At 68.5% G+C, this 18,862-nt stretch carries 17 protein-coding genes and 1 pseudogene; 4 read left to right on the top strand and 14 right to left on the bottom strand.

The features are described from left to right. Nucleotides 1–13: 13 nt before the first annotated feature. From ACFY2X_RS11675 to ACFY2X_RS11700, 6 genes are all read right to left on the bottom strand, one after another. Nucleotides 14–700, bottom strand: a complete 687-nt coding sequence (locus tag ACFY2X_RS11675; protein ID WP_389936117.1) for an ABC transporter ATP-binding protein — start codon at nucleotides 698–700, stop codon at nucleotides 14–16. Next, nucleotides 693–2,414, bottom strand: a complete 1,722-nt coding sequence (locus tag ACFY2X_RS11680) for a peptidoglycan-binding protein (protein ID WP_389936121.1) — start codon at nucleotides 2,412–2,414, stop codon at nucleotides 693–695. Before ACFY2X_RS11680 ends, ACFY2X_RS11675 begins: the two co-directional genes overlap by 8 nt. A 96-nt stretch (nucleotides 2,415–2,510) precedes the next feature. Further along, nucleotides 2,511–3,398 carry a hypothetical protein gene (locus tag ACFY2X_RS11685; RefSeq protein ID WP_389936124.1) on the bottom strand — a complete coding sequence of 296 codons (888 nt, stop codon included), beginning with the start codon at nucleotides 3,396–3,398 and terminating at the stop codon, nucleotides 2,511–2,513. 89 nt (nucleotides 3,399–3,487) lie between these two features. Beyond that, nucleotides 3,488–4,396 (bottom strand): hypothetical protein, encoded by a 909-nt coding sequence (locus tag ACFY2X_RS11690; RefSeq protein ID WP_389936127.1) that lies wholly within the window; start codon nucleotides 4,394–4,396, stop codon nucleotides 3,488–3,490. 103 nt (nucleotides 4,397–4,499) lie between these two features. Then, complete coding sequence (locus ACFY2X_RS11695) at nucleotides 4,500–5,507, bottom strand: hypothetical protein (protein WP_389936129.1); 1,008 nt, start codon at nucleotides 5,505–5,507, stop codon at nucleotides 4,500–4,502. Continuing rightward, a complete protein-coding gene (locus ACFY2X_RS11700) occupies nucleotides 5,504–5,845 on the bottom strand; it encodes a PadR family transcriptional regulator (RefSeq protein ID WP_389936132.1) in 342 nt (113 codons plus the stop codon). Before ACFY2X_RS11700 ends, ACFY2X_RS11695 begins: the two co-directional genes overlap by 4 nt. 111 nt (nucleotides 5,846–5,956) lie before the next feature. Between ACFY2X_RS11700 and ilvA the strand changes: the two genes are divergently transcribed. Then, entirely contained in the window at nucleotides 5,957–7,165 is a 1,209-nt protein-coding gene (gene ilvA / locus ACFY2X_RS11705; RefSeq protein WP_389936135.1) for a threonine ammonia-lyase, read from the top strand. Between the two features lie 69 nt (nucleotides 7,166–7,234). On the opposite strand, the gene ACFY2X_RS11710 is transcribed toward ilvA, so the two are convergent. The 3 genes from ACFY2X_RS11710 to hppD all read right to left on the bottom strand — a co-directional run bounded on the left by ACFY2X_RS11710 (nucleotide 7,235) and on the right by hppD (nucleotide 10,445). Beyond that, complete coding sequence (locus ACFY2X_RS11710; protein WP_389936138.1) at nucleotides 7,235–8,545, bottom strand: M1 family metallopeptidase; 1,311 nt, start codon at nucleotides 8,543–8,545, stop codon at nucleotides 7,235–7,237. A 223-nt stretch (nucleotides 8,546–8,768) separates the two neighbouring features. Further along, on the bottom strand, nucleotides 8,769–9,194 hold the full coding sequence (locus ACFY2X_RS11715) for an RDD family protein (protein WP_389936141.1): 426 nt from the start codon (nucleotides 9,192–9,194) through the stop codon (nucleotides 8,769–8,771). A 141-nt stretch (nucleotides 9,195–9,335) separates the two neighbouring features. Next, entirely contained in the window at nucleotides 9,336–10,445 is a 1,110-nt protein-coding gene (gene hppD, locus ACFY2X_RS11720) for a 4-hydroxyphenylpyruvate dioxygenase (RefSeq protein ID WP_389936144.1), read from the bottom strand. 102 nt (nucleotides 10,446–10,547) lie between these two features. Here hppD and ACFY2X_RS11725 point away from each other — a divergent pair, with 102 nt between their 5' ends. Next, complete coding sequence (locus ACFY2X_RS11725) at nucleotides 10,548–11,027, top strand: Lrp/AsnC family transcriptional regulator (RefSeq protein WP_389936146.1); 480 nt, start codon at nucleotides 10,548–10,550, stop codon at nucleotides 11,025–11,027. 102 nt (nucleotides 11,028–11,129) lie between these two features. Continuing rightward, nucleotides 11,130–13,316, top strand: a complete 2,187-nt coding sequence (locus ACFY2X_RS11730) for a transglycosylase domain-containing protein (RefSeq protein WP_389936149.1) — start codon at nucleotides 11,130–11,132, stop codon at nucleotides 13,314–13,316. Between the two features lie 144 nt (nucleotides 13,317–13,460). Here the strand turns inward: ACFY2X_RS11730 and ACFY2X_RS11735 are convergent, their stop codons facing one another. The 3 genes and pseudogenes from ACFY2X_RS11735 to ACFY2X_RS11745 form a co-directional block, all read right to left on the bottom strand. Beyond that, nucleotides 13,461–15,503, bottom strand: a complete 2,043-nt coding sequence (locus ACFY2X_RS11735) for a thioredoxin domain-containing protein (RefSeq protein WP_389936152.1) — start codon at nucleotides 15,501–15,503, stop codon at nucleotides 13,461–13,463. A 234-nt stretch (nucleotides 15,504–15,737) separates the two neighbouring features. Next, the gene (locus tag ACFY2X_RS11740) at nucleotides 15,738–16,031 is read right to left on the bottom strand and encodes a hypothetical protein (protein WP_389936154.1); all 294 of its coding nucleotides are present in this window, start codon (nucleotides 16,029–16,031) and stop codon (nucleotides 15,738–15,740) included. A 59-nt stretch (nucleotides 16,032–16,090) separates the two neighbouring features. Next, a pseudogene (locus tag ACFY2X_RS11745) lies at nucleotides 16,091–16,240 on the bottom strand (DUF255 domain-containing protein); the annotation flags it as partial. A 60-nt stretch (nucleotides 16,241–16,300) separates the two neighbouring features. Between ACFY2X_RS11745 and ACFY2X_RS11750 the strand changes: the two are divergent. After that, nucleotides 16,301–17,449 carry a hypothetical protein gene (locus ACFY2X_RS11750; protein ID WP_389936157.1) on the top strand — a complete coding sequence of 383 codons (1,149 nt, stop codon included), beginning with the start codon at nucleotides 16,301–16,303 and terminating at the stop codon, nucleotides 17,447–17,449. A gap of 152 nt (nucleotides 17,450–17,601) precedes the next feature. On the opposite strand, the gene ACFY2X_RS11755 is transcribed toward ACFY2X_RS11750, so the two are convergent. Next, complete coding sequence (locus tag ACFY2X_RS11755) at nucleotides 17,602–17,778, bottom strand: hypothetical protein (protein ID WP_389936159.1); 177 nt, start codon at nucleotides 17,776–17,778, stop codon at nucleotides 17,602–17,604. Between the two features lie 34 nt (nucleotides 17,779–17,812). Beyond that, nucleotides 17,813–18,697, bottom strand: coding sequence for a mycothiol conjugate amidase Mca (gene mca / locus ACFY2X_RS11760; RefSeq protein ID WP_389936162.1), 885 nt, complete (start codon nucleotides 18,695–18,697; stop codon nucleotides 17,813–17,815). Nucleotides 18,698–18,862: the final 165 nt, after the last annotated feature.

Here is an 18,862-nt window from a genome sequence, read left to right on the forward strand (position 1 = left end):
TGAGTGTGCATGGTCATTCCTCGGTGAGGATGCCGTCGCTGATGCGGACCCGGCGGCCGGCGCGTGAGCTCACCTCGTCCTCGTGGGTGATGACCATGATCGTGAGGCCTTGGGCGTGCAGGCCGTCGAACAGGTCGAGCACCGTCTCGGTGTTCTTGCTGTCGAGGTTGCCGGTGGGTTCGTCACACAGCAGCAGCGCGGGGGAGCCCATCAGCGCGCGGGCTATGGCGACGCGCTGGCGTTCGCCGCCGGACAGACGACCGGGCAGGAAGTCGATGCGGTGGGTCATCCCGACCTTCGCCAGCGCCTCCTCGGCGCGTCTGCGACGGCCCCGCCGCCCGTGCCCGGGCCGACGGCCGCGGCCGTAGATCTCGGCGAGCATCACGTTCTCCGCCACGGTCCGGTGGGGCAGCAGGTGAAAGGACTGGTAGACGAATCCGATCTTCTGCCCGCGGAGCCTGGTTCTGTCGCCGTCCTTCAGCGTGGTCGTCTCGACCCCGTCCAGCAGGTAGGAGCCGGAGGTGGGCCGGTCCAGCAGGCCTAACGTGTTGAGCAGGGTGGACTTCCCGGACCCCGAGGGGCCCACGATGGCCATGTAGTCCCCCCGCTCAACACGCAGGCTGATCTTGGAGAGCGCGTGCACGGGCGGGTCCGTGGGGAACACCCGGCTGACGTCGTCCAGGCGGATGACCTCAGGCATCGCCGCTCACCACCACGCGGTCGCCCTCTTTCAGGATGTCCGGCTCCACGGGCGTCACCTGCACGTCGCCGTCGGCGGTGAGGCCGGTCCTGACGGCGACGTCCTTGGTCTTGTCGCCGGGCAGTTCCACCTGCACTCGGGGCCGCCCGTCGGCCGAGGTGACGACCGCCGCCACCGGCACGGTGAGCACGGCGCCCTCGGTGGCGCCGACGGAGATCTTCACGGTGACCGGCGCACCGATCAGCTCCCGCAGGCCCTTGGTGACCGTCGGGGTGAGCAGCACCGGCACCGACCCCAGCTGCTCGTTGGCGGTCCCGGAGCTCTCCCCTTCCTTCTTCTCCTCGTCGTCGGCGGGTTTGGCCGCGTTGCCGGTCGCGCTCAGCACGGCAGGGAACTTCGTCCCGTCGGTGGTCTCCAGGGTCGCCTTCATGCCCTTGCGCAGGAGCTTGGCCTCCTTGCTGTCCACCGAGCCGGTCACCGCGAAGGTCGAGCTGGTCACCGTGGCGACCTTGCCCTCGACGGCGTCGCCGGGCTTGACGGCGGCCTTGTCCAGCCGGGCCGGAAGGGCGGGGAGGAAGACGATCTCGCCGGGCGGCACGCCGATGCCGTAGGTCTTCATGAACTCGGCAAGGATCGACCTGGCGCTCGCGACGTTCTTGCGGCCGTTGGTGATCTTCAATCGGAGCGGGGAGTTCTGGCGGGCCTGGCGCAGTGCCTGTTCGGCGGTGACCATGTTCTCCTGGGCCAGCCGTACGGCTTTGCGTAGTTCCTCCAGGCGCTTCTCCTGGGCGGATCCGGCCTGCTCGTCGAAGGTGGACAGGGCGGCCTGGGCCGACTCCAGGTTCTGCCGGGCGTTGGACAGCTTCATCTCCAGCAGCCGCTTGTCGTCTTCGGGTTTGGCGGCGGCGAGGGCCTGCTCGGCGGCCAGCACCTCCTCCTCGCCGGACCGCACGGCCCGGCGCAGGTCCTCCAGCTGCCGGGTCTCCTCGGGGGTGAGGTTCTGGGCCTGCGCTTCCTCCAGCGCGCCCTCGGCGGTCCGCAAGTCCTCGCGGGCGTTGCCGAGCTTGAGCTTGAGCGGCATGACATCGCGTCCGGCGTCGAGGGCTTTGCGGTCGGTGAGCAGGGCCTCCTCGGCGGTCTGCACGGCCTGGCGCAGTTGCTCCCTGGTCTGCTTGGCGGTCAGGTCGGGCTCCTGGGCCGCGTATCCCCGCTTGGCGTACCAGCGTTGGACGGCGGCCGTGGTCGCCTGGTCGAAGACGCCCGTGGCCGGTGCGCCGAAGCCGAGGCGGCGCAGCGCCGCCTGGAGTTGCCTGACGTCGTCGCCGGTGGTGCCGGGGGCCATGGTCCGGTGCATGGGGACCTTGCCGCGCAGGGTGAAGACCGGGCGGCCGTTGACCTCCATCAGCACCGAGCCCTCGGCGATCTTCCCCGGCCGCGGGGCCCGGGTGACCCGCTGGGTCTCGGCGGTGCCGCCGACCACTCCCGCGAGGCTGACGGGCAGCGGCGAGCCGTACGCCAGGGTGCCGCTGACGGCGACCGTGCTGGTCAGCTTCTTCCGCACGACGGGAGAGGTGATCAGCGACGGTTTGGGCGGCTGCCGCAGCGCTGCCTCGTCGGCGGGTGAACGCAGTTGCGTGCCGACGGCCCAGCCCGCGCCGGCGATCACGACGACCCCGGCCACGATGCCGCTCAGCACGCGGTTCCTTGATTTCACCACGGCTCGTTCCCCCAGCTCAGCACGCCTTGCTCATTTCGGGCTCACTTTGGGCGCATCTCGGCTCACCACGGCTCGTTCACCCTGCCGGCCTCGTCACGGGATCAGCCCGTCTTTCTGACCGAACTCGTTCCAGGCCTTGTCCCGGAGCTTCATGTCCCTGGGCAGGAACTCGGCGTAGAAGTCCTTGCCGCACTCCAGGTCGTCGAGCGCGGCCTTGATCTCCTTGGCCAGGCGTGGCCTCGCCTCGTTGGGCGGCATCCGCAGGCCGCCGGGTTTCTCCATCGCGCCCGATTCCATACGCTTCTTCTGCGCCTCGGTGCGCTCCTTCTCGAACCTGTCCCGGACGTTGGTCTGCAGCGCGGTGGGTTTGAGAGAGTTCACCGGGTAGCCCTTGCTCTTGAGGCAGTCGCCGAAGCCCCTGGCCAGCTCGACCAGCCGGGCGTCGCCGTCGAGCTCACGCTCCCTGGCCTTTATGTACAGGTTCTCCGCCTGCTCGTAGAGGTCGTCCCGGGAGGCGATCGTCTTGCCGGTGAGCTTCTTGAACACCGTCGCGAGGCAGGCGTTGTCGGCGGCGTCCCAGGCTTCGTACTGAGCCTCGGAGAACGACTCCGCGAGCTTCATGTTGGGGTCGGGAAGGGTCTTCGGTATGCCTTCGTCGGGATCGTCGGGATAGGCCCAGGCGAAGTAGACCCCGAAGCCGTGCTTCTCGCGATACTCATGCATCGCCTCGTAGTCGCCGCTCAGCTCCATGAGCCGCCCCTTGCGTATCTTGTCCGGCGAGACGTTCGGGATGTACTTGAAGCCCTTGCCCTTCATGCAGTCGGCGCGCATCGCCTCCATCTGGCGGCGCTTCGCGTGCGAGTCGGCGGTCGCGGGCGCCTTCTCGGCGGAGGGCGCGCCGGGCGTCGGCTCCTGGCCGCATCCGGCCAGTACGGCCAGCGCCAGGACGACCGCGGGCATGGCTGTGAGAACTCGTGACATTTCATGACTCCGTTGCACGTGCGGGTAGGGTTGCGGGAGCTCCATCCGCTTGGTGGCGCAGCCCGTCAACGCGGCCAATGTGAGGATGGTCAGAACGGCGACAGCAACTCGTCCCCGCCGAACTCGTTCCAGGCCTCTTCCGAGAGCTTCATGTCCTTGGGCAGGAATTCGGCGTAGAAGTCCTTGCCGCACTCCAGGTCGTCGAGCGCGACCTTGATCTCCTTCGCGAGGTACGGCCTCGCCTCGTTGGGCGGCATCCCCAGGGACTCGAAGGTCACCTTCCCGCTCGATCCGATGTGCTTGTCCTGCGCCTTGTCACGTTCCTTCTCGAACATGTTCCAGCCGTTGTTGTATATCGCGATGGGCTTGAGCGAGGCCACCGGGTAGCCCTTGCTCTTGAGGCAGTCACCGAAGCCCCTGGCCAGCTCGGCCAGCCGGGCGTCGCCGTCGAGCTCACGCTCCCTGGTCTTTGTGGTCAGCTCATCCGCCTGATCGGTGGCGTCGTTCCAGGAGGTGACCGTCTTGCCGGTGAGCTTGCTGAACGCCGCCGCGTAACAGGTCTCGTCAGCGGCGGTCCAGGCTTTGCGCTGGGTCTTGGAGAGCGACTCGATGAGGTCCCCGTTGGGTTCGGGAATGGGCTTCCCGATGCCATCCTCGGGGTCGTCGGGATAGGCCAAGGCGAAGAAGACCCCGAAGCCGTGTTTCTGGCGATACTCGCGCATCGCCGCGTAGTCACCACTCAGCTCCTGGCGGCGCCCCTTGCTCACCTTCTGTGGCTGCGGGACGTTCGGGACGTATTTGAAGCCTTTCTTCTTCATGCAGTCGGCGCGCATCGCCTCCATCTGGCGGCGCTTCGCCTGAGGGGCGGCGGTCGCGGACCCTCCGGTCGCGGGCGCCTTCCCGGCGGCGGACGCGCCGGACGTCGGTTCCTGACCGCATCCGGCCAGTACGGCCAGCGCCAGGACGGCCGCGGGCATGGCTGTGAGAACTCGTGACATTGGTGACCCCGTTTCGCAAGCGGGCATGATCGAAGGAGCTACGGCCGTAGCCTGCGGCGAGCTCCGCGACGAAGGAGAGGAAGACGTTTAGGGGAGGAGGTGTCTAGAGGACGACGTGCCGTTTCGCGCGGTACGGCACGGCCGCCGCCAGCACGGTCAGGAAGGTGAGCAGGGCCAGATGGGCCAGGTCCTGCTCGGAGTGGGCGCCGAGGTTCTCGGCGTAGACGGTGCAGACCGAGACGAGATAGATCCCGGCGGCCGTGGCCCAGCGCAGGTCGTGCGCGACGTGACCGGCCCACACGGCGAACAGGAGAACCCCGATCTCCAGCCCCACCCTGGTCATGTCGAGCGGATCGGTGCCCGCGCTGAAGTCGAGCCCGGCCGGGTTCGCGCCGGCGAGCAGCGGGATCGCCGGCAGCCAGAACCAGGAGCGCTTCCCGAGCCGTCGTTCGTGCACGGTCAGCATCAGCAGGCCGAGAACGAGCAGCGCGTAGCCGACCATCGGCGCCACCGGCCCCCCACCCCCGTAGAGAGCCGGCCCCCCACCCCCGTAGAGGGCAGGGTCGCCACTGTCGTGGAGCGCCGGATCGCCGCTCCCGTAGAACGCCAGGCCGTTCCAGAACCGGTCGGGATAGGCCGGCAGCAGGGTCTGGTCCAGAAAGGGCCGCCCGAGCGTGATCGCGCAGACCTTCACCGCCACCAGTGTGACCACCGGCAGTGCCAGGCGAACCCGGCCGCGCATGATCAGCAGGACGGCGAGCGCGGACAGGCCGACCCAGAGAGGGACGGTCATCGCGTACGGCACCAGCATCGCCAGCTGGGTGACCGACAGCGCCAGGACCCCGAGATGTATCCCGTCGATCCAGGCGGGCCGCTCCGTCATGTAGATCACCCTGGTCCGCAGCCCGGCGACGATCAGCGCACGGGACTCGCGGAACGAGGGCACGGTGCGCCCTGGCTCGGCGGTGTCGAGCAGGGTGGCGATGAGCTCGCCGCCGTATCCGGCACGGTAGGCGGGGGGATAGCTCAGCAGCAGCCGGCGGTAGCGCCGCTCCAGGACTCCTCCGGCGCCGGCCCCTGTAACGGCGTGAGGCTCCATGGTGACGGTCACGAGAACGCCGATCCAGGGCGCAGGATCCGTTTGGTCACGACCGAGGCGGCCTGCTGCATGCGCAGAGCCTCGGCCGACACCAGGTTTCGCCCCTGGTCGGTGAGCTCGAAGTATCTTCTCGGCCGGCCGTCGACGATCTCCTCGCGGTTCACGGCGATCAGACCGCTGGCCGCCAACCGGTCGAGCGCGCCGTAGAGCGTGCCGACCGGCAGCTTCACCCGGTTTTCCGAGAGTTCCAGGGTCTGCTTGATGATGCCGTGTCCGTGCAGAGGACCGTCGAGCAGCGAGGCGAGAATGAAGTAGGTCGGCTCACTGACCGCAGGTGATCCTTTAGCCATGCGGGAGACCATACTTCGCCGAGCGAAGTATGGTCAACTTGTGCTCTTCGCGGGGCCTGTCCCCTGCGTCGGCCGCATGCCGTACCGGGCGGGGATGAAAAGATGAACCGCATGTCAGAGTCTCAGGTGAGCTACGACGACGTGGCCGCCGCCCGTGAGCTCCTGTCCGATGTGGCCCTGCGAACTCCTCTTCTGCACTCGCACGTGCTGTCCGACGCCATCGGCGGGCCCGTCTACCTCAAGTGCGAGAACCTGCAGCGCTCGGGCTCGTTCAAGGTGCGCGGGGCCTACGTCAGGATCGCCGGGCTGACCGAGGAGGAGCGAAGCCGGGGCGTGGTGGCGGCCAGTGCGGGCAACCACGCGCAGGGGGTCGCCCTCAGCTCGGGCCTGGTCGGGATCAAGTCGACGGTCTACATGCCGGAGGGGGCGCCGCTGCCCAAGGTGGCCGCGACCCGCTCCTACGGCGCCGAAGTGGTCTTCGCCGGGGACACCGTGGACGTCGCCCTGGCCCGGGCCACGGAGCACGCCGAGCGGACGGGCGCGGTGTTCATCCATCCCTTCGACCACCCGGACGTCGTCGCCGGGCAGGGCACGATCGGGCTGGAGATCCTGGAGCAGCTTCCCGAGGTGGGCACGATCGTGATGTCGCTCGGCGGCGGCGGGCTGACCGCCGGTGTCGCGCTCGCGGTCAAGTCTCTCCGGCCGGGCGTGCGGATCGTCGGCGTGCAGGCCGAGCGAGCGGCCGCCTACCAGGCCTCGCTGGCGGCCGGGCACCCGGTCATGGTCCAGCCCACCTCGACCATGGCCGACGGCATCGCGGTGGGCCGCCCGGGGGAGCTGCCCTTCGAGCTGATCCACTATCTGGTCGACAGCGTCGTCACGGTCACCGAGAGCGAGATCTCCCGGGCGCTGGTGCTCTGTCTCGAACGCGCCAAGCAGGTCGTCGAGCCGGCCGGGGTGGCCGGGGTGGCCGCGATCCTGGCCCACCCGCAGGTCTTCGAGCCGCCTGTGGTGGCCGTGCTCTCCGGGGGGAACATCGATCCGCTGCTGCTGGCCAAGGTCCTCCGGCACGGTCTGGCCGCGGCCGGGCGTTACCTGACCCTGCGGGTGCCGCTGCCCGACCGGCCCGGCGCGCTGGCGCGGCTGCTCGCCAAGCTGGCCGAGCTGGGCGCGAACGTGCTCGACATCGTGCACGAGCGGCTCGGCGTCCACCTGGGCGAGGTCGAGGTCCAGCTCCAGCTGGAGACCAGGGGACCCGCGCACTCCGACGAGGTGCTCGGATCCCTCCGCAGGGACGGCTACCGGCTCACCTTCGGCTGACCGTGCCCTCTGCGGTTCGTCGTGTCTTCCGCGGGCCCGTGGAAGACACGACGAGCACCGGCCCGGAAGTCACCAGGTGGTCGGCTTCTTGGGAGTGAACAGCCAGGCGTCGAAGAGTGTGCCGAGCTGCTTGCCGGAGATCTTCTCGGCCAGGGCGATGAACTCGTCGGTCGTCACGTGGCCGTATTTGTGCTCGGTGTTCCAGGTCTTCAGCAGCTTGAAGAACGCCTGGTCGCCGATCCGCTGCCGGAGCGCGTGCAGCGTCATGCCGCCACGGGTGTAGACGGAGTTGTTGAACAGGTCGTCCGGCTTGGCGCGTCCGGGTGGGTATTTCCAGATCGGGGCGTCCGCGGCGGCGGCGTACTGGGTGCGGAAGGTCCGTTCGGCGGTGGCGGTGCCCTGGTGCTCGGACCAGAGCCACTCGGCGTAGGTGGCGAAGCCCTCGTTGAGCCAGAGGTCCTTCCAGCGTTTGATGCTCAGGCTGTCTCCGAACCACTGGTGGGCCAGCTCATGGGAGATGGTGTCCTCTTTCGGGATGAACCCTCCGTACATGGGCTTGGTCTGGTTTTCCAGGGCGTAGCCCGCGGAGAAGTCGTCGATCACACCGCCGGTGGAGGAGAACGGGTAAGGGCCGAACACCGTGCTCCAGTAGTCGGTGATCTTCCCCGTCAGGGTGTAGAGGCTGTCGAGCGAACCGCGGTAACGCGGGTCCACGGCCGCCAGGTTCTTGATCCCCGCACCGGTCTTGCCCTGGCGCAGCTCGAACTTGCCCAGCGTCATGGTGGCCAGATAGCTCACCATCGGGTGGCTCTCCCGCCACACGAAGGTCGTCTTGCCCTCGCTGGTGCTCGGCTGGCCGACGAGCTCGCCGTTGGCCAGCACGGTCAGGCCTTCGGGAACGGTGATCTCGAAGTCGTAGAGTGCCTTGTCCGCGGGGTGGTCGTTGTTCGGGAACCAGGTCTTGGCGCCGTTGGGCTCGCCGGTGACGAACGCGCCGTCCTTGGTGGGGATGAACCCGTAGGTGCCCAGGTTGGAGGAGCCCGTGATCGGCTTGGGCTCGCCCGCGTAGGCGACCTCGACGGTGAACTTGGCCTTGTCCTGGATCGGCTTGGCCGGGATCACGGTGAGCTCGTCCTTGGCCCGCTCGAATGTCGCGGAGCCGCCGTCCACGGTGATCTTGTCGACCTTGAACCCGGAGAGGTCCAGATTGAATCTGGTCAGGTCCTGGGTCGCCTTCGCCTCGATCCCGGCCACACCGGAAAAATGTTTGGTGGCCGGGTCGTAGTCGATCTTGAGTCGGTAGTGGTCGACGTCGTAGCCGCCGTTGCCGTCGGTGGGGAAGTCGGGGTCGCCGATCCCGGGGGCGCCGACCTTGCTCACGGGTGGGGCGGAAACCTGGCCGTCCGCGGCGGCCGAGGTGCTCTCACCCTGCAATGCCGAACAGGCCGTCGTGCCGAATGTTCCGAATACGCCGAGAAGAGTGGCGGTTGTCGCGATAGTCAGCCGACCGGACACCATGCCCTGAAGTCCCCTTTCCGGGCCCGGGCCGTGCCGAGCCGTCTGTATCGCACACTACGCGAGCGCCGGAGGGAATCTCATAAGGTCAGACATCTATCACCAGCGTTCTGGCCGCCATGTCGTGAATAGCCTGTTTGCGCTGGGTGAAAAGGATGAAGGCGAGGTTGACCCAGCCCAGGCAGCAGGTGGCGTACAGCACCCACGCCACCAGCTCGCGGATCGCGGCCTGCCCGACGCCGACCTTCCGCCCGCTGACGTCGACCACGCTCAGGCCGAACAGTTTCTTGCCCAGCGTCTGCCCGTTCCAGAAGGCGGTCAGCAGCCAGTAGTAGAGGAAGCCGATGAGGCTCGCCAGCAAGGTGTGCTGGATGGGGACCCGCACGAAGATGCCCTTGTCCGTGTCCCAGACGGTGCTGAACGTCTCATAGGTGAAGGGCGAGGAGATGACGCTGACGATGATGATGTCCAGGATGCCCGCGAAAAGGCGGCGCCAGCGCCCGCCGAGCTTCATGGGCGGCCCGGGGGCTCCATGGCCCTGGCCGGGTGGGGGAGCCGACCAGGGGAACGGTCCCGGGCCGTCGGACGGTGGCGGTGGTGGTGTTGCCATGCAAGGGTGATCACCACGCACTCGCCACCGCAAAGCCAAGCGCTGTTACAGGTTGCCCCTGAGGTCCTGCTCGCGCTCGATCGCCTCGAAGAGCGCCTTGAAGTTGCCCTTGCCGAAGCCGAGTGAGCCGTGCCGCTCGATGAGCTCGAAGAACACCGTCGGGCGGTCCTGAACGGGCTTGGTGAAGATCTGCAGCAGGTAGCCGTCCTCGTCGCGGTCGACCAGGATCCTGCGCTTCTTCAGCTCGTCGATCGGCGCGCGGACCTCGCCGATGCGGGCACGCAGCTCCGGGTCGTCGTAGTAAGAGTCGGGCGTGTCGAGGAACTGGATCCCGGCCGCGCGCATGTGGTCGACGGTGGTGAGGATGTCGTTGGTGGCCAGCGCGATGTGCTGCACCCCGGGACCGCCGTAGAACTCCAGATACTCGTCGATCTGCGACTTCTTCTTGGAGATCGCGGGCTCGTTGAGCGGGAACTTCACCTTGCGCGTGCCGTCCGCGACGACCTTGGACATCAGCGCGGAGTATTCGGTGGCGATGTCGTCGCCGATGAACTCCGCCATGTTGGTGAAGCCCATGACCCGCTTGTAGAACTCCACCCACTCGTCCATCTTGCCGAGTTCCACGTTGCCGACGCAGTGGTCGACGGCCTGGAACAGGCGGCCGTTCTTCACGTCGGGAGCGGCGACGATGGGCTCCGCGGCGACGTAGCCGGGCAGGTACGGGCCGCTGTAGTTGGACCGGTCGACCAGGGTGTGCCGGGTCTCGCCGTAGGTGGCGATCGCCGCGACCACGACCTTGCCGTGGTCGTCCTCCAGCGTGTACGGCTCGGCCAGGCCCTTCGCGCCCTGGGCGATCGCGTGGGCGTAGGCCGCCTCCACGTCCGGCACCTCGATGGCCAGATCGATCACACCGTCGCCGTGCTCGGCCACGTGCCGGGCCAGGTCGGTGCCGGGCCGTACCGAACCACGCAGCTCGAACCGGGCGCTGCCGGAGGTGAGGACATAGGCGACCTCGTCACGGCTGCCGTTCTCCGGGCCCTGGTAGGCCACCAGCCGCATGCCGAACGCGCTGGAGTAGTAGTGGGCGGCCTGCTTGGCGTTGCCCACGGCGAAGACCACGGCGTGCATACCGTTCACAGGAAAGATGTCACTCATGCGAATACTGTCTGTTTTTGTGCGCTGGATGCGCAACAGTCACTTAAATCAGTGGACAATTTGTATATTCGGTCGTTCATATTGAGGGAGTGGCTGTACATCATGACGATTGATCAACTTGATGCCCGGCTCATCGCCCTGTTGGCGGGCGAACCCAAACTCGGCGTGCTGGAGTGCTCCAGGCGGCTGGGTGTGGCCCGGGGGACCGTGCAGGCCCGCCTCGACCGGCTGGCCGCCCGGGGAGTGATCACCGGATTCGGCCCCGACATCAACCCCGCCGCGCTCGGCTATGACGTGACCGCGTTCGTCACGCTGCAGATCCGCCAGGTCAGCGGGCATGATCCGGTCGCCGACCAGCTCGCGGCCATCCCCGAGGTGCTGGAGGTGCACACGATCACCGGTGGCGACGACATGCACTGCCGGGTGGTGGCGCGCAGCAATGCCGATCTTCAGAGGGTCATTGACCTGATCGTTGACGTTCACGGTGTGGTGAGGACCTCATCGGTGATCGCGCTGGATACTCCCGTGCCATACCGAGTCCTTCCTTTGGTGGCCGATGTACCACGCCATGGGAAGAGCTAGCCGTACTATCCCAAGCAGGGTTCAGACACCGTTATCCATCGTTTACCCTTACGGTCCGCGCAGCTGGCGGGGGTCGGTTGCGGACTGGATGGGGGTTCACGCGTGCTTAAGGACGGAGAGAAGGGCAAGCCCAGGAGGAAACTCCTGCGAATCACGCTCATCGTCTTCGGTATCGCCGTCATCTCGGTGATCGGCATCCTCGGGGTGGCATGGGCCATGACCCCGATCCCCGACAGCACACAGCCCAGAGCCACCGCTCAGGGCTCGGTGATCTACTACCGGGACGGCAAGACCGTGCTGGCCAAGCAGGGCGTGAACCGCAAGAGCGTGGCCCTCGCACAGGTGCCGGAGGGCGTCAAGAACGCGGTGATCGCCGCGGAGAACCGTTCCTTCTACGAGGACAAGGGCGTGTCCCTCAAGGGCACCTTCCGCGCGATGTGGTCCACGATCACCGGCCAGCAGCTCCAGGGCGGCTCGACGATCACCCAGCAGCTGGTCCGCAACTACTACAGCGGCCTCAGTCAGGAACGTTCCATCGTCCGCAAGCTCAAGGAGATCATGATCTCCCTGAAGGTTGACCAGTCGAAGTCCAAGGACTGGGTGCTGGAGCAGTATCTCAACACGATCTACTTCGGCCGGGGGGCCGACGGGATCGAGGCCGCCGCCCAGGCCTACTTCCGCAAGCACGTCAACGAGCTGAGCGTCGCCGAGGGCGCCTACCTCGCGGCGGTGATCCAGCAGCCGTCCCGGTTCGCCGACCCCCAGGGCGCCGACCTCGACGCGGCCAAGGCACGCTGGCGGTCGGTGATCGACGGCATGGTGCAGACCAGGGCCCTCACCCCGCAGCAGGCCGCCACCACCGCGTTCCCGATCCTCAGTAAGCCAAAGGCGATCTTCGAGCCCAAGGGCCAGCAGGGCTACATGCTCGACCAGGTGGCCGCCGAGCTCAAGCGCAGGGGATACACCGACGAGATGATCAATCAGGGCGGCCTGAAGATCGTCTCGACGTTCGACAAGAACCTGATGGCCGCCGCCGAGCGGGCCGTCACCTCGGTCCTGCCGGAGGGCACCTCCAAGAAGGTCCGCACCGGCCTGGCCGCCGTCGATCCCGCCACCGGAGAGGTCGTCGCCTTCTACGGAGGCCGTAACTACAACGCTTCCAAGTTCGACAACTCCTTCTCGGCCAAGGTGCAGGCGGGATCCACGTTCAAGGCCTACACGCTGGCCGCCGCCCTGGAGGAGGGCATGGGCCTCGACACCCGCGTGAACGGAAACTCGCCGATGCGGGTCGCCTCGGATCCGGAGCATCCGATCCCCAACTCGGGCGGCCGGTCCTACGGTGAGGTCAACCTGGTCACCGCCACCCAGAACTCGGTGAACACCGCCTTCGTCGACCTCGGGCAGCGGGTCGGGCTGGACAAGGTCGTCAAGCTCGCCAAGGGCGCGGGCATCCCGGCAGACCAGCTCACCCCCCACGCGGGCGCCGCGACGCTGCCGCTGGGGGTGGCGTCGCTGAGCGCCGTGCAGAACGCCTCCGGCTTCGCCACGTTCGCCGCCGAGGGGGTCCATCGCGAAGCCCATGTGATCCGCTCGATCACCGACTCCACCGGCAGGACCACCAAGATCGAGACCAAGGGCAGGCGGGTCTTCTCCGAGCAGACCGCCGTCGACGCCACCTACGCGCTCAGCCAGGTCGTCACCGGCGGCACCGGTTCGGCCGCCCGCCTCTACGACCGTCCGGTGGCGGGCAAGACCGGCACCACGGACGACTCGGCGTCCGTGTGGTTCGCCGGGTTCACCCCGCAGATGGCGGCCGCGGTGGACATGTTCCGCGACGACCACAAGCCGGTGGTGGTCAACGGCAGCGTCCAGTACGGCGGGACCTACCCGGCCCAGATCTGGCGGGCCTTCATGACCGAGGCGATGTCGGGCAAGCCGGTCAAGGAGTTCGCCGAGCCGTCCAACTACGGCTACTCCAACCCCTACGACGGCTACGGCGCGGACCAGGACCCCGGTTTCGGCGACGGTGAGACCGTCCCGCCCATCCGGCCCCCGGCCGAGGCGACCGAGGCTCCCGACCAGCCCTGGGGCCCCGACAACCCGGGCAACGGCGACGGTCAGGGCCCAGGAAACGGCCCGGACCAGGGCTCGTGGCCGGGCGACGGCACGGACCCCGGAAACGACCGGGGCCCGGGAACCGCTCCGGGCGACGGGACCGGAGACGGCGGCTTCTCCCCGGACCAAGGGCCGCCGGGAGATGCGCCCCAGGGGTCCCCGCGGCGCCCTTGAGCGTCCTCGAACGAAAGGATCTTCACGGGATCCTCAGCGAAGGGCCCGGCGCCCCTGAGGTTCACTCAAGAGTCCTGGGGTGAGGTTACTCAAGAGCCTCGCGATGAGGCTCGCTCAAGGGTCCCGGGGCCGCCCGCACAGACCCTAGGACGCCAGTTCGGCTCTCAGCTCGGCCGAAGTGGTGACGGGCATCCTGCAGGCGAACCCACGGCACACATAGGCCGCCGAGGCTCCGCCCACCAGGCCCCGGCCCGCGAGGAGCGGGACCTCGGCGGATCCGGGCTCGCCGGGTGCGATGACCAGCCCAGGGGCGGTGGAGAGCAGGGCGGTCCGGTGCAGCGCCGAAGTCGCCGGGTCGTCGGGCGGGCCCACGATCGCCACCTCCACCGGGCCGGAGACGGCGGCCTGGGCCACCGCGAGACCCCACCCGGCGAACCGGGCGTGCTTGCCGGCCAGGACGGTCACCGTGCCCAGAGCCGCCGCGGCCGCCTCCCGGTGCCTGGTGGAGCCGGTCAGGGCCGCGTAGGAGAGCAGCGCCCCGGCGGCGGCGAACTGGCCCGAGGGGGTCGCGTTGTCGGTGGGGTCCTGCGGGCGCTGGAAGAGCCGCTCGGCGTCGTCCGCGGTGTCGAAGAATCCGCCGGCGCCGTCGGAGAAGCGGGTGAGCACGGTCTCCAGCAGTGCCCCGGCCCGCTGGAACCAGCGGACCTCCCCGGTCACCCCGTACAGGGTGAGCAGGCCCTCGGCCATGTCGGCGTAGTCTTCCAGCACTCCGACGTTGCCGCCCGCCCGCCCGTCGCGTGACGTGCGCAGCAGCCGGTCACCGTCCATGTGAAGCTCGTCGATCAGCGTGGCCGCCGCCCGCGCCGCCTCCACCAGGTCCGGCCGGTCGAACAGGGCCCCGGTCTCGGCGAGGGCGGCGATGGCCAGGCCGTTCCAGGCCGCGACCAGCTTGTCGTCCCGGCCGGGCCGTACGCGCCGGGCTCGTGCGGCCAGCAGCGCGGCACGGACGCGGGCGAAGCGCTCGGTGTCGTCGGGGTCGGACAGGAGTTGGAGCACCGAGGCGCCGTGCTCGAACGTGCCGGTCACCTCGAACAGGGCGATCGCCCAGGCGGCGTCCTCCTCGCTCAGAACCTCGCGGATCTCCTCGGGGGTCCAGACGTAGAACTTGCCCTCCACGCCCTCGCTGTCGGCGTCCAGGGCCGAGGCGAAGCCCCCTTCGTGAGTGCGCATCTCGGCCAGCAGCCAGTCGGCCGTCTCCAGCGCCACGCGCCTGCCCAGGGTCGAGCCGGTCGAGCGCCACCAATGCGTGTAGACCCTCAGCAGCAGCGCGTTGTCATAGAGCATCTTCTCGAAGTGCGGCACCACCCAGTCCGCATCCACGCTGTAGCGGGCGAACCCGCCACCGAGCTGGTCGTAGATCCCGCCCCTGGCCATGGCCTCCAGCGTCCGCTCGGCCATCGGCATCGCCATGTTCGCGCCCGCCTCGGGCCCTGCCGGGCGATCCTGCCCCGTGTCCGCGGCTCCGCCCTCGGTCCGGGCTCGCGACCGGGTGGCGGCGCCGTACCTCAGCAGGAACTCCAGCACCATCGACGGCGGGAACTTGGGCGCCCCGCCGAACCCACCGCGCACCGAGTCGAAGGACTGGCTCAGACCGGTGACGGCCTGGGTCAGCGTCTCCGCGGTGGGAAGCGGACCCGAGGGCAGGGCCGCCTGCTCGTTCAGCGCCTCCACGACCTTCGAGCCCTGCGCCAGCACCGCCTCCCGGTCGCCGGTCCAGGCGTTCGACACTCCGGTCAGCAGCCGCTGGAAGTGTGGACGGGGGAAATAGGTGCCGGTGTAGAAGGGATGTCCCTCGGGGGTGGCGAAGACCGTCATCGGCCACCCGCCCTGGCCGGTCATGGCCTGGGTGGCCGTCATGTAGACCGCGTCCACGTCCGGACGCTCCTCACGATCCACTTTCACGTTGACGAACCGCTCGTTCATCAGCGCGGCGGTGGCCTCGTCCTCGAAGGACTCGTGCGCCATCACGTGGCACCAGTGGCACGCCGAGTAGCCGACGGAGATCAGCAGCGGCACATCCCGCCGTGCCGCCTCTTGCATCGCCTCCTCTCCCCAAGGCCACCAATCAACCGGGTTGTCGGCGTGCTGGAGAAGGTAGGGAGAAGTCTCGCCACCAAGCCTGTTCACAAGGCCAGACTCTCACACCGTCAGAACAGGACGATCCGGGTGAGCAGCACCTGCTGATTCTTCCGGTCGATCGTGTCTAGCGAGGGGACTGCCGGGTTTACTCAGCAGGGGAATCGCTTCCCTGTTACGGTTCCTTTGTTTGAAACGGTCAGGGCTTGGCCGTCGCCTACCTCAGCCGAGGGAAGCGAGAAGCCGCTCTCTTCAGGGAGCGGAGGAGTCACAGGTCGTCTTCGCTCACTGAGCGCCATGCTCCTGTCGGCGACGTAGGACCTCGTCCATGGTCGTGGTCGGAAGAGTTCCGGCTTCGGCGGCTGCTCGGATGCGGTCACGGCCGGGGTCGGTGTCCAGCATGGCCCGACCCCACCAGGCGTTGAGCACGCCATCCAACTCAGCGCCCTGCTGGGCTTCAAGAAGTTCGGCGAAAAACTGCGCACGGCGGCTGCCGCGCAGCGCGCCGGAGATGCCGCCGATCGTCCGCGGCACCTGGGGGCGGTCCGATGTGCCACCGTGGACAGGCTGAGCGCTCATGACACCACCTTTCATGCTGTTCAGCGTACGTCTTGATCTCAACTACCCGCAGGAATCCCGTGGCACCAGTGGCACGCCGAGTAGCCGACGGAGATCAGCAGCGGCACGTCCCGCCGTGCCGCCTCCGCGAAGGCCTCCTCGCCCCAGGGAAGCCAGGCGACGGGGTTGTTCGCGCGCTGCAGCAAGTAAGGGCTCGTCGCATCCTTCAAAGAACGTGTTGCCGGGGTGGGAGATGTGCTCGGGAGGCTTCGGGCGTAGGCTCACTGGGCGTGGATCTCGACTTCGTCTGTGTGCACGCCGGGCGGGCAGCCGCAGAGCTGACCCGGCGTGATGTGGCTCGTGCACTGCTCGCGGTGCCGTCGGGGATGGCGCTGGTGGCCCTGCCCGACCTGCGGCGGGCGCTGATGGCGGCGGGCAACCCGCTGTCCCTGCCCTTCTGGGAGTCCGCCAAGGCGACGCTGGGGGCGATCGAGTCCGGTAGCGCGACCGTGGGAGACGTGCAGCGGTGGCTGGAGTCCACCGGGACCGAGCCGCTCCTGCTCACCCGCAGCTTCTTCGTCTGGCCCGAGGAGGACGAGCGAGGACCGATCGCCGAGGAGATGTTCCGCAGGCTGGTCGCCTACCTGGAGGAGCGGGTCGCCGCGGGGGAGGTCGATCCGGACGCGCTCGCGCTCGGCGACGAGAGCGCCCGGGAGACCTACGAGGACCTGCAGGAACGCTGGCTCAACAGCCCGCTGCCCGACGGGCGGGTGCCCGGGATCGCGGTGAGCGACGAGCAGGACCAGGAACTGTTCGCGGCCTGGGACGAGGAGGAGGCGTTCGCGCTCAGCGAGCTGCGGCGCATCCTGTCCGAGCTGCCCGAGCCCGAGCGGCCCGCGGCGGACCTGCGGGCGGCGTCCGCGCGGCTCCGCGAGGTGCTGGCCGACCCCGGATACCCGGGCAACGTGCTGCGGGCGTGTGCCGGATTCGAGGGGGAACCGCTGCCCGCCGACGACGAGGAGCTCTGGCTGACCGTCACCGCGGGCATCGCCGGGCCGATCTCGGATCTGCCCGAAGACGACGACACGCCCGAGGGATTCTCCAACCTGGACGGCGAGCTCAGCCACGAGGATTCGGTGCTGGCGGCGCTGTGCGCCATCCACCACGCCGACTGGCTGGCCGTGGTGGCCGAACTGGCGAGACGCGGCCCGGGAGTGCTGGCCTCGCCCGAGCGGATCGCCCGGTTCATCGCCGAGTCCGACGACATCGACGTGCAGATGGACGAACCGGAGGATCTGGAGGCGGCCGAGACGCTCTTCGGCTCGGTCACGCCGCTGTGGGCCTGCCTCGGGATCGTGGACAAGACCGAGGTGCTCACCCCTCTGGGCCACTGGGGTCTGCCCAAGGCGCTGGAGCGGGCCTGGTCGTCAACGGACTGAGCCGGTCAGGGCCCGGTCGTCGGCGGCCCGAGGGAGCCGGGCCCTGGTCGTCGGTGAACTGAGCGGACCGGGGCCTGCCCGGAGCGCGGAGGGGCGCCGCCAACGGGCCGAGGGAGCCGGGTCCGCCCGAGGCGGTGGAGCGGGGCTCGGCGTCAGGCGGTGCCGTTGCGCTTGCGCAGCTCGGCCTCGGACGGAACCTCGATCTTGGAGATCTGCCTCTTCATCGACTTGACGAGGAGGAAGAGCGCGAACCCCAGCGCCGCGACGACAAGGAAACCCAGCAGGCCGGGGCTCACGTCACCCTTGGTGACGGTGTCAAATGCAATCACATCTCAAGTTTGCCACCGCCACCCCATGGTCGTGTCAGTGGCAGGCGGGTGACACCTCTTCGGAGTGGATGCCGACGAACAGGTCGTCCTCGGGAAGGTCGGTGTCCACGAGGGAGCGAGCCAGGTGGTAGTCCTCGGTCGGCCAGACCTCGCGCTGCAGGTCGCGCGGGCAGACGAACCAGAAGCCGTCGGGGTCGACCTGGGTGGCGTGCGCGAGCAGCGCCTCGTCACGGACCTCGAAGTAGTCGCCGCACGGGACCCTGGTGGTCACCGGCCACTTCTGCGGGCGGTCCTCCCAGCGGGCGATCCAGTCGGCGTAGGGGGAGCCGATGCCGCGGGCGTTCATGGCCTCGTGCAGCGCCTCGAACCGCTCCTTGGTGAAGCCCATGTGGTAGTAGAGCTTGAGGGGCTGCCAGGGCTCTCCGGCCTCGGGGTAGCGGTCGGGGTCGCCGGCCGCCTCGAAGGCCTCCACCGAGACGCGGTTGGTCATGATGTGGTCGGGGTGCGGGTAACCGCCGTCGTCGTCGTAGGTGAGGATGACGTGCGGCCTGAACTCGCGCACGGCGGCCACCAGCGGCGCCGAGGCGACCTCGATCGGCTGGAGGGCGAAGCAGCCCTCGGGCAGCGGCTCGTTCTCGTCCTCGGGCAGGCCGGAGTCGATGAACCCCAGGAAACGCTGCCGCACGCCGAGGATCTCGCGCGCGCGCTCCATTTCCAGGCGCCGGACCTCGCCGATGTTCTCCAGAATCTCGGGGCGGTCCATCTTGGGATTCAGGATTGAGCCGCGTTCCCCTCCGGTGAGGGTACAGACGAGCACCTCCACGCCTTCCGCGACGTAACGCGCCATTGTGGCCGCGCCCTTACTCGACTCGTCGTCAGGGTGGGCGTGAACGGCCATCAGCCTCAAGGGTGCACTCACGGGCTCGGTGTCTCCTCTATATCGGTCACGCTCGGACCTCGCTCGCTCGGCGGACCGTTCGCCTCATGGTGCCGTCCGCGTCGCTCACTCGTGTGCCGCGCCGCTCCCTAGGTTGGCCTGGGTCACTCTAGGGAGAGGTTAGTTTCTCTTATGCGGTCGCAGGGG

This window comes from Streptosporangium sp. NPDC000396 (assembly GCF_042898655.1).
Lineage (GTDB): Bacteria > Actinomycetota > Actinomycetes > Streptosporangiales > Streptosporangiaceae > Streptosporangium.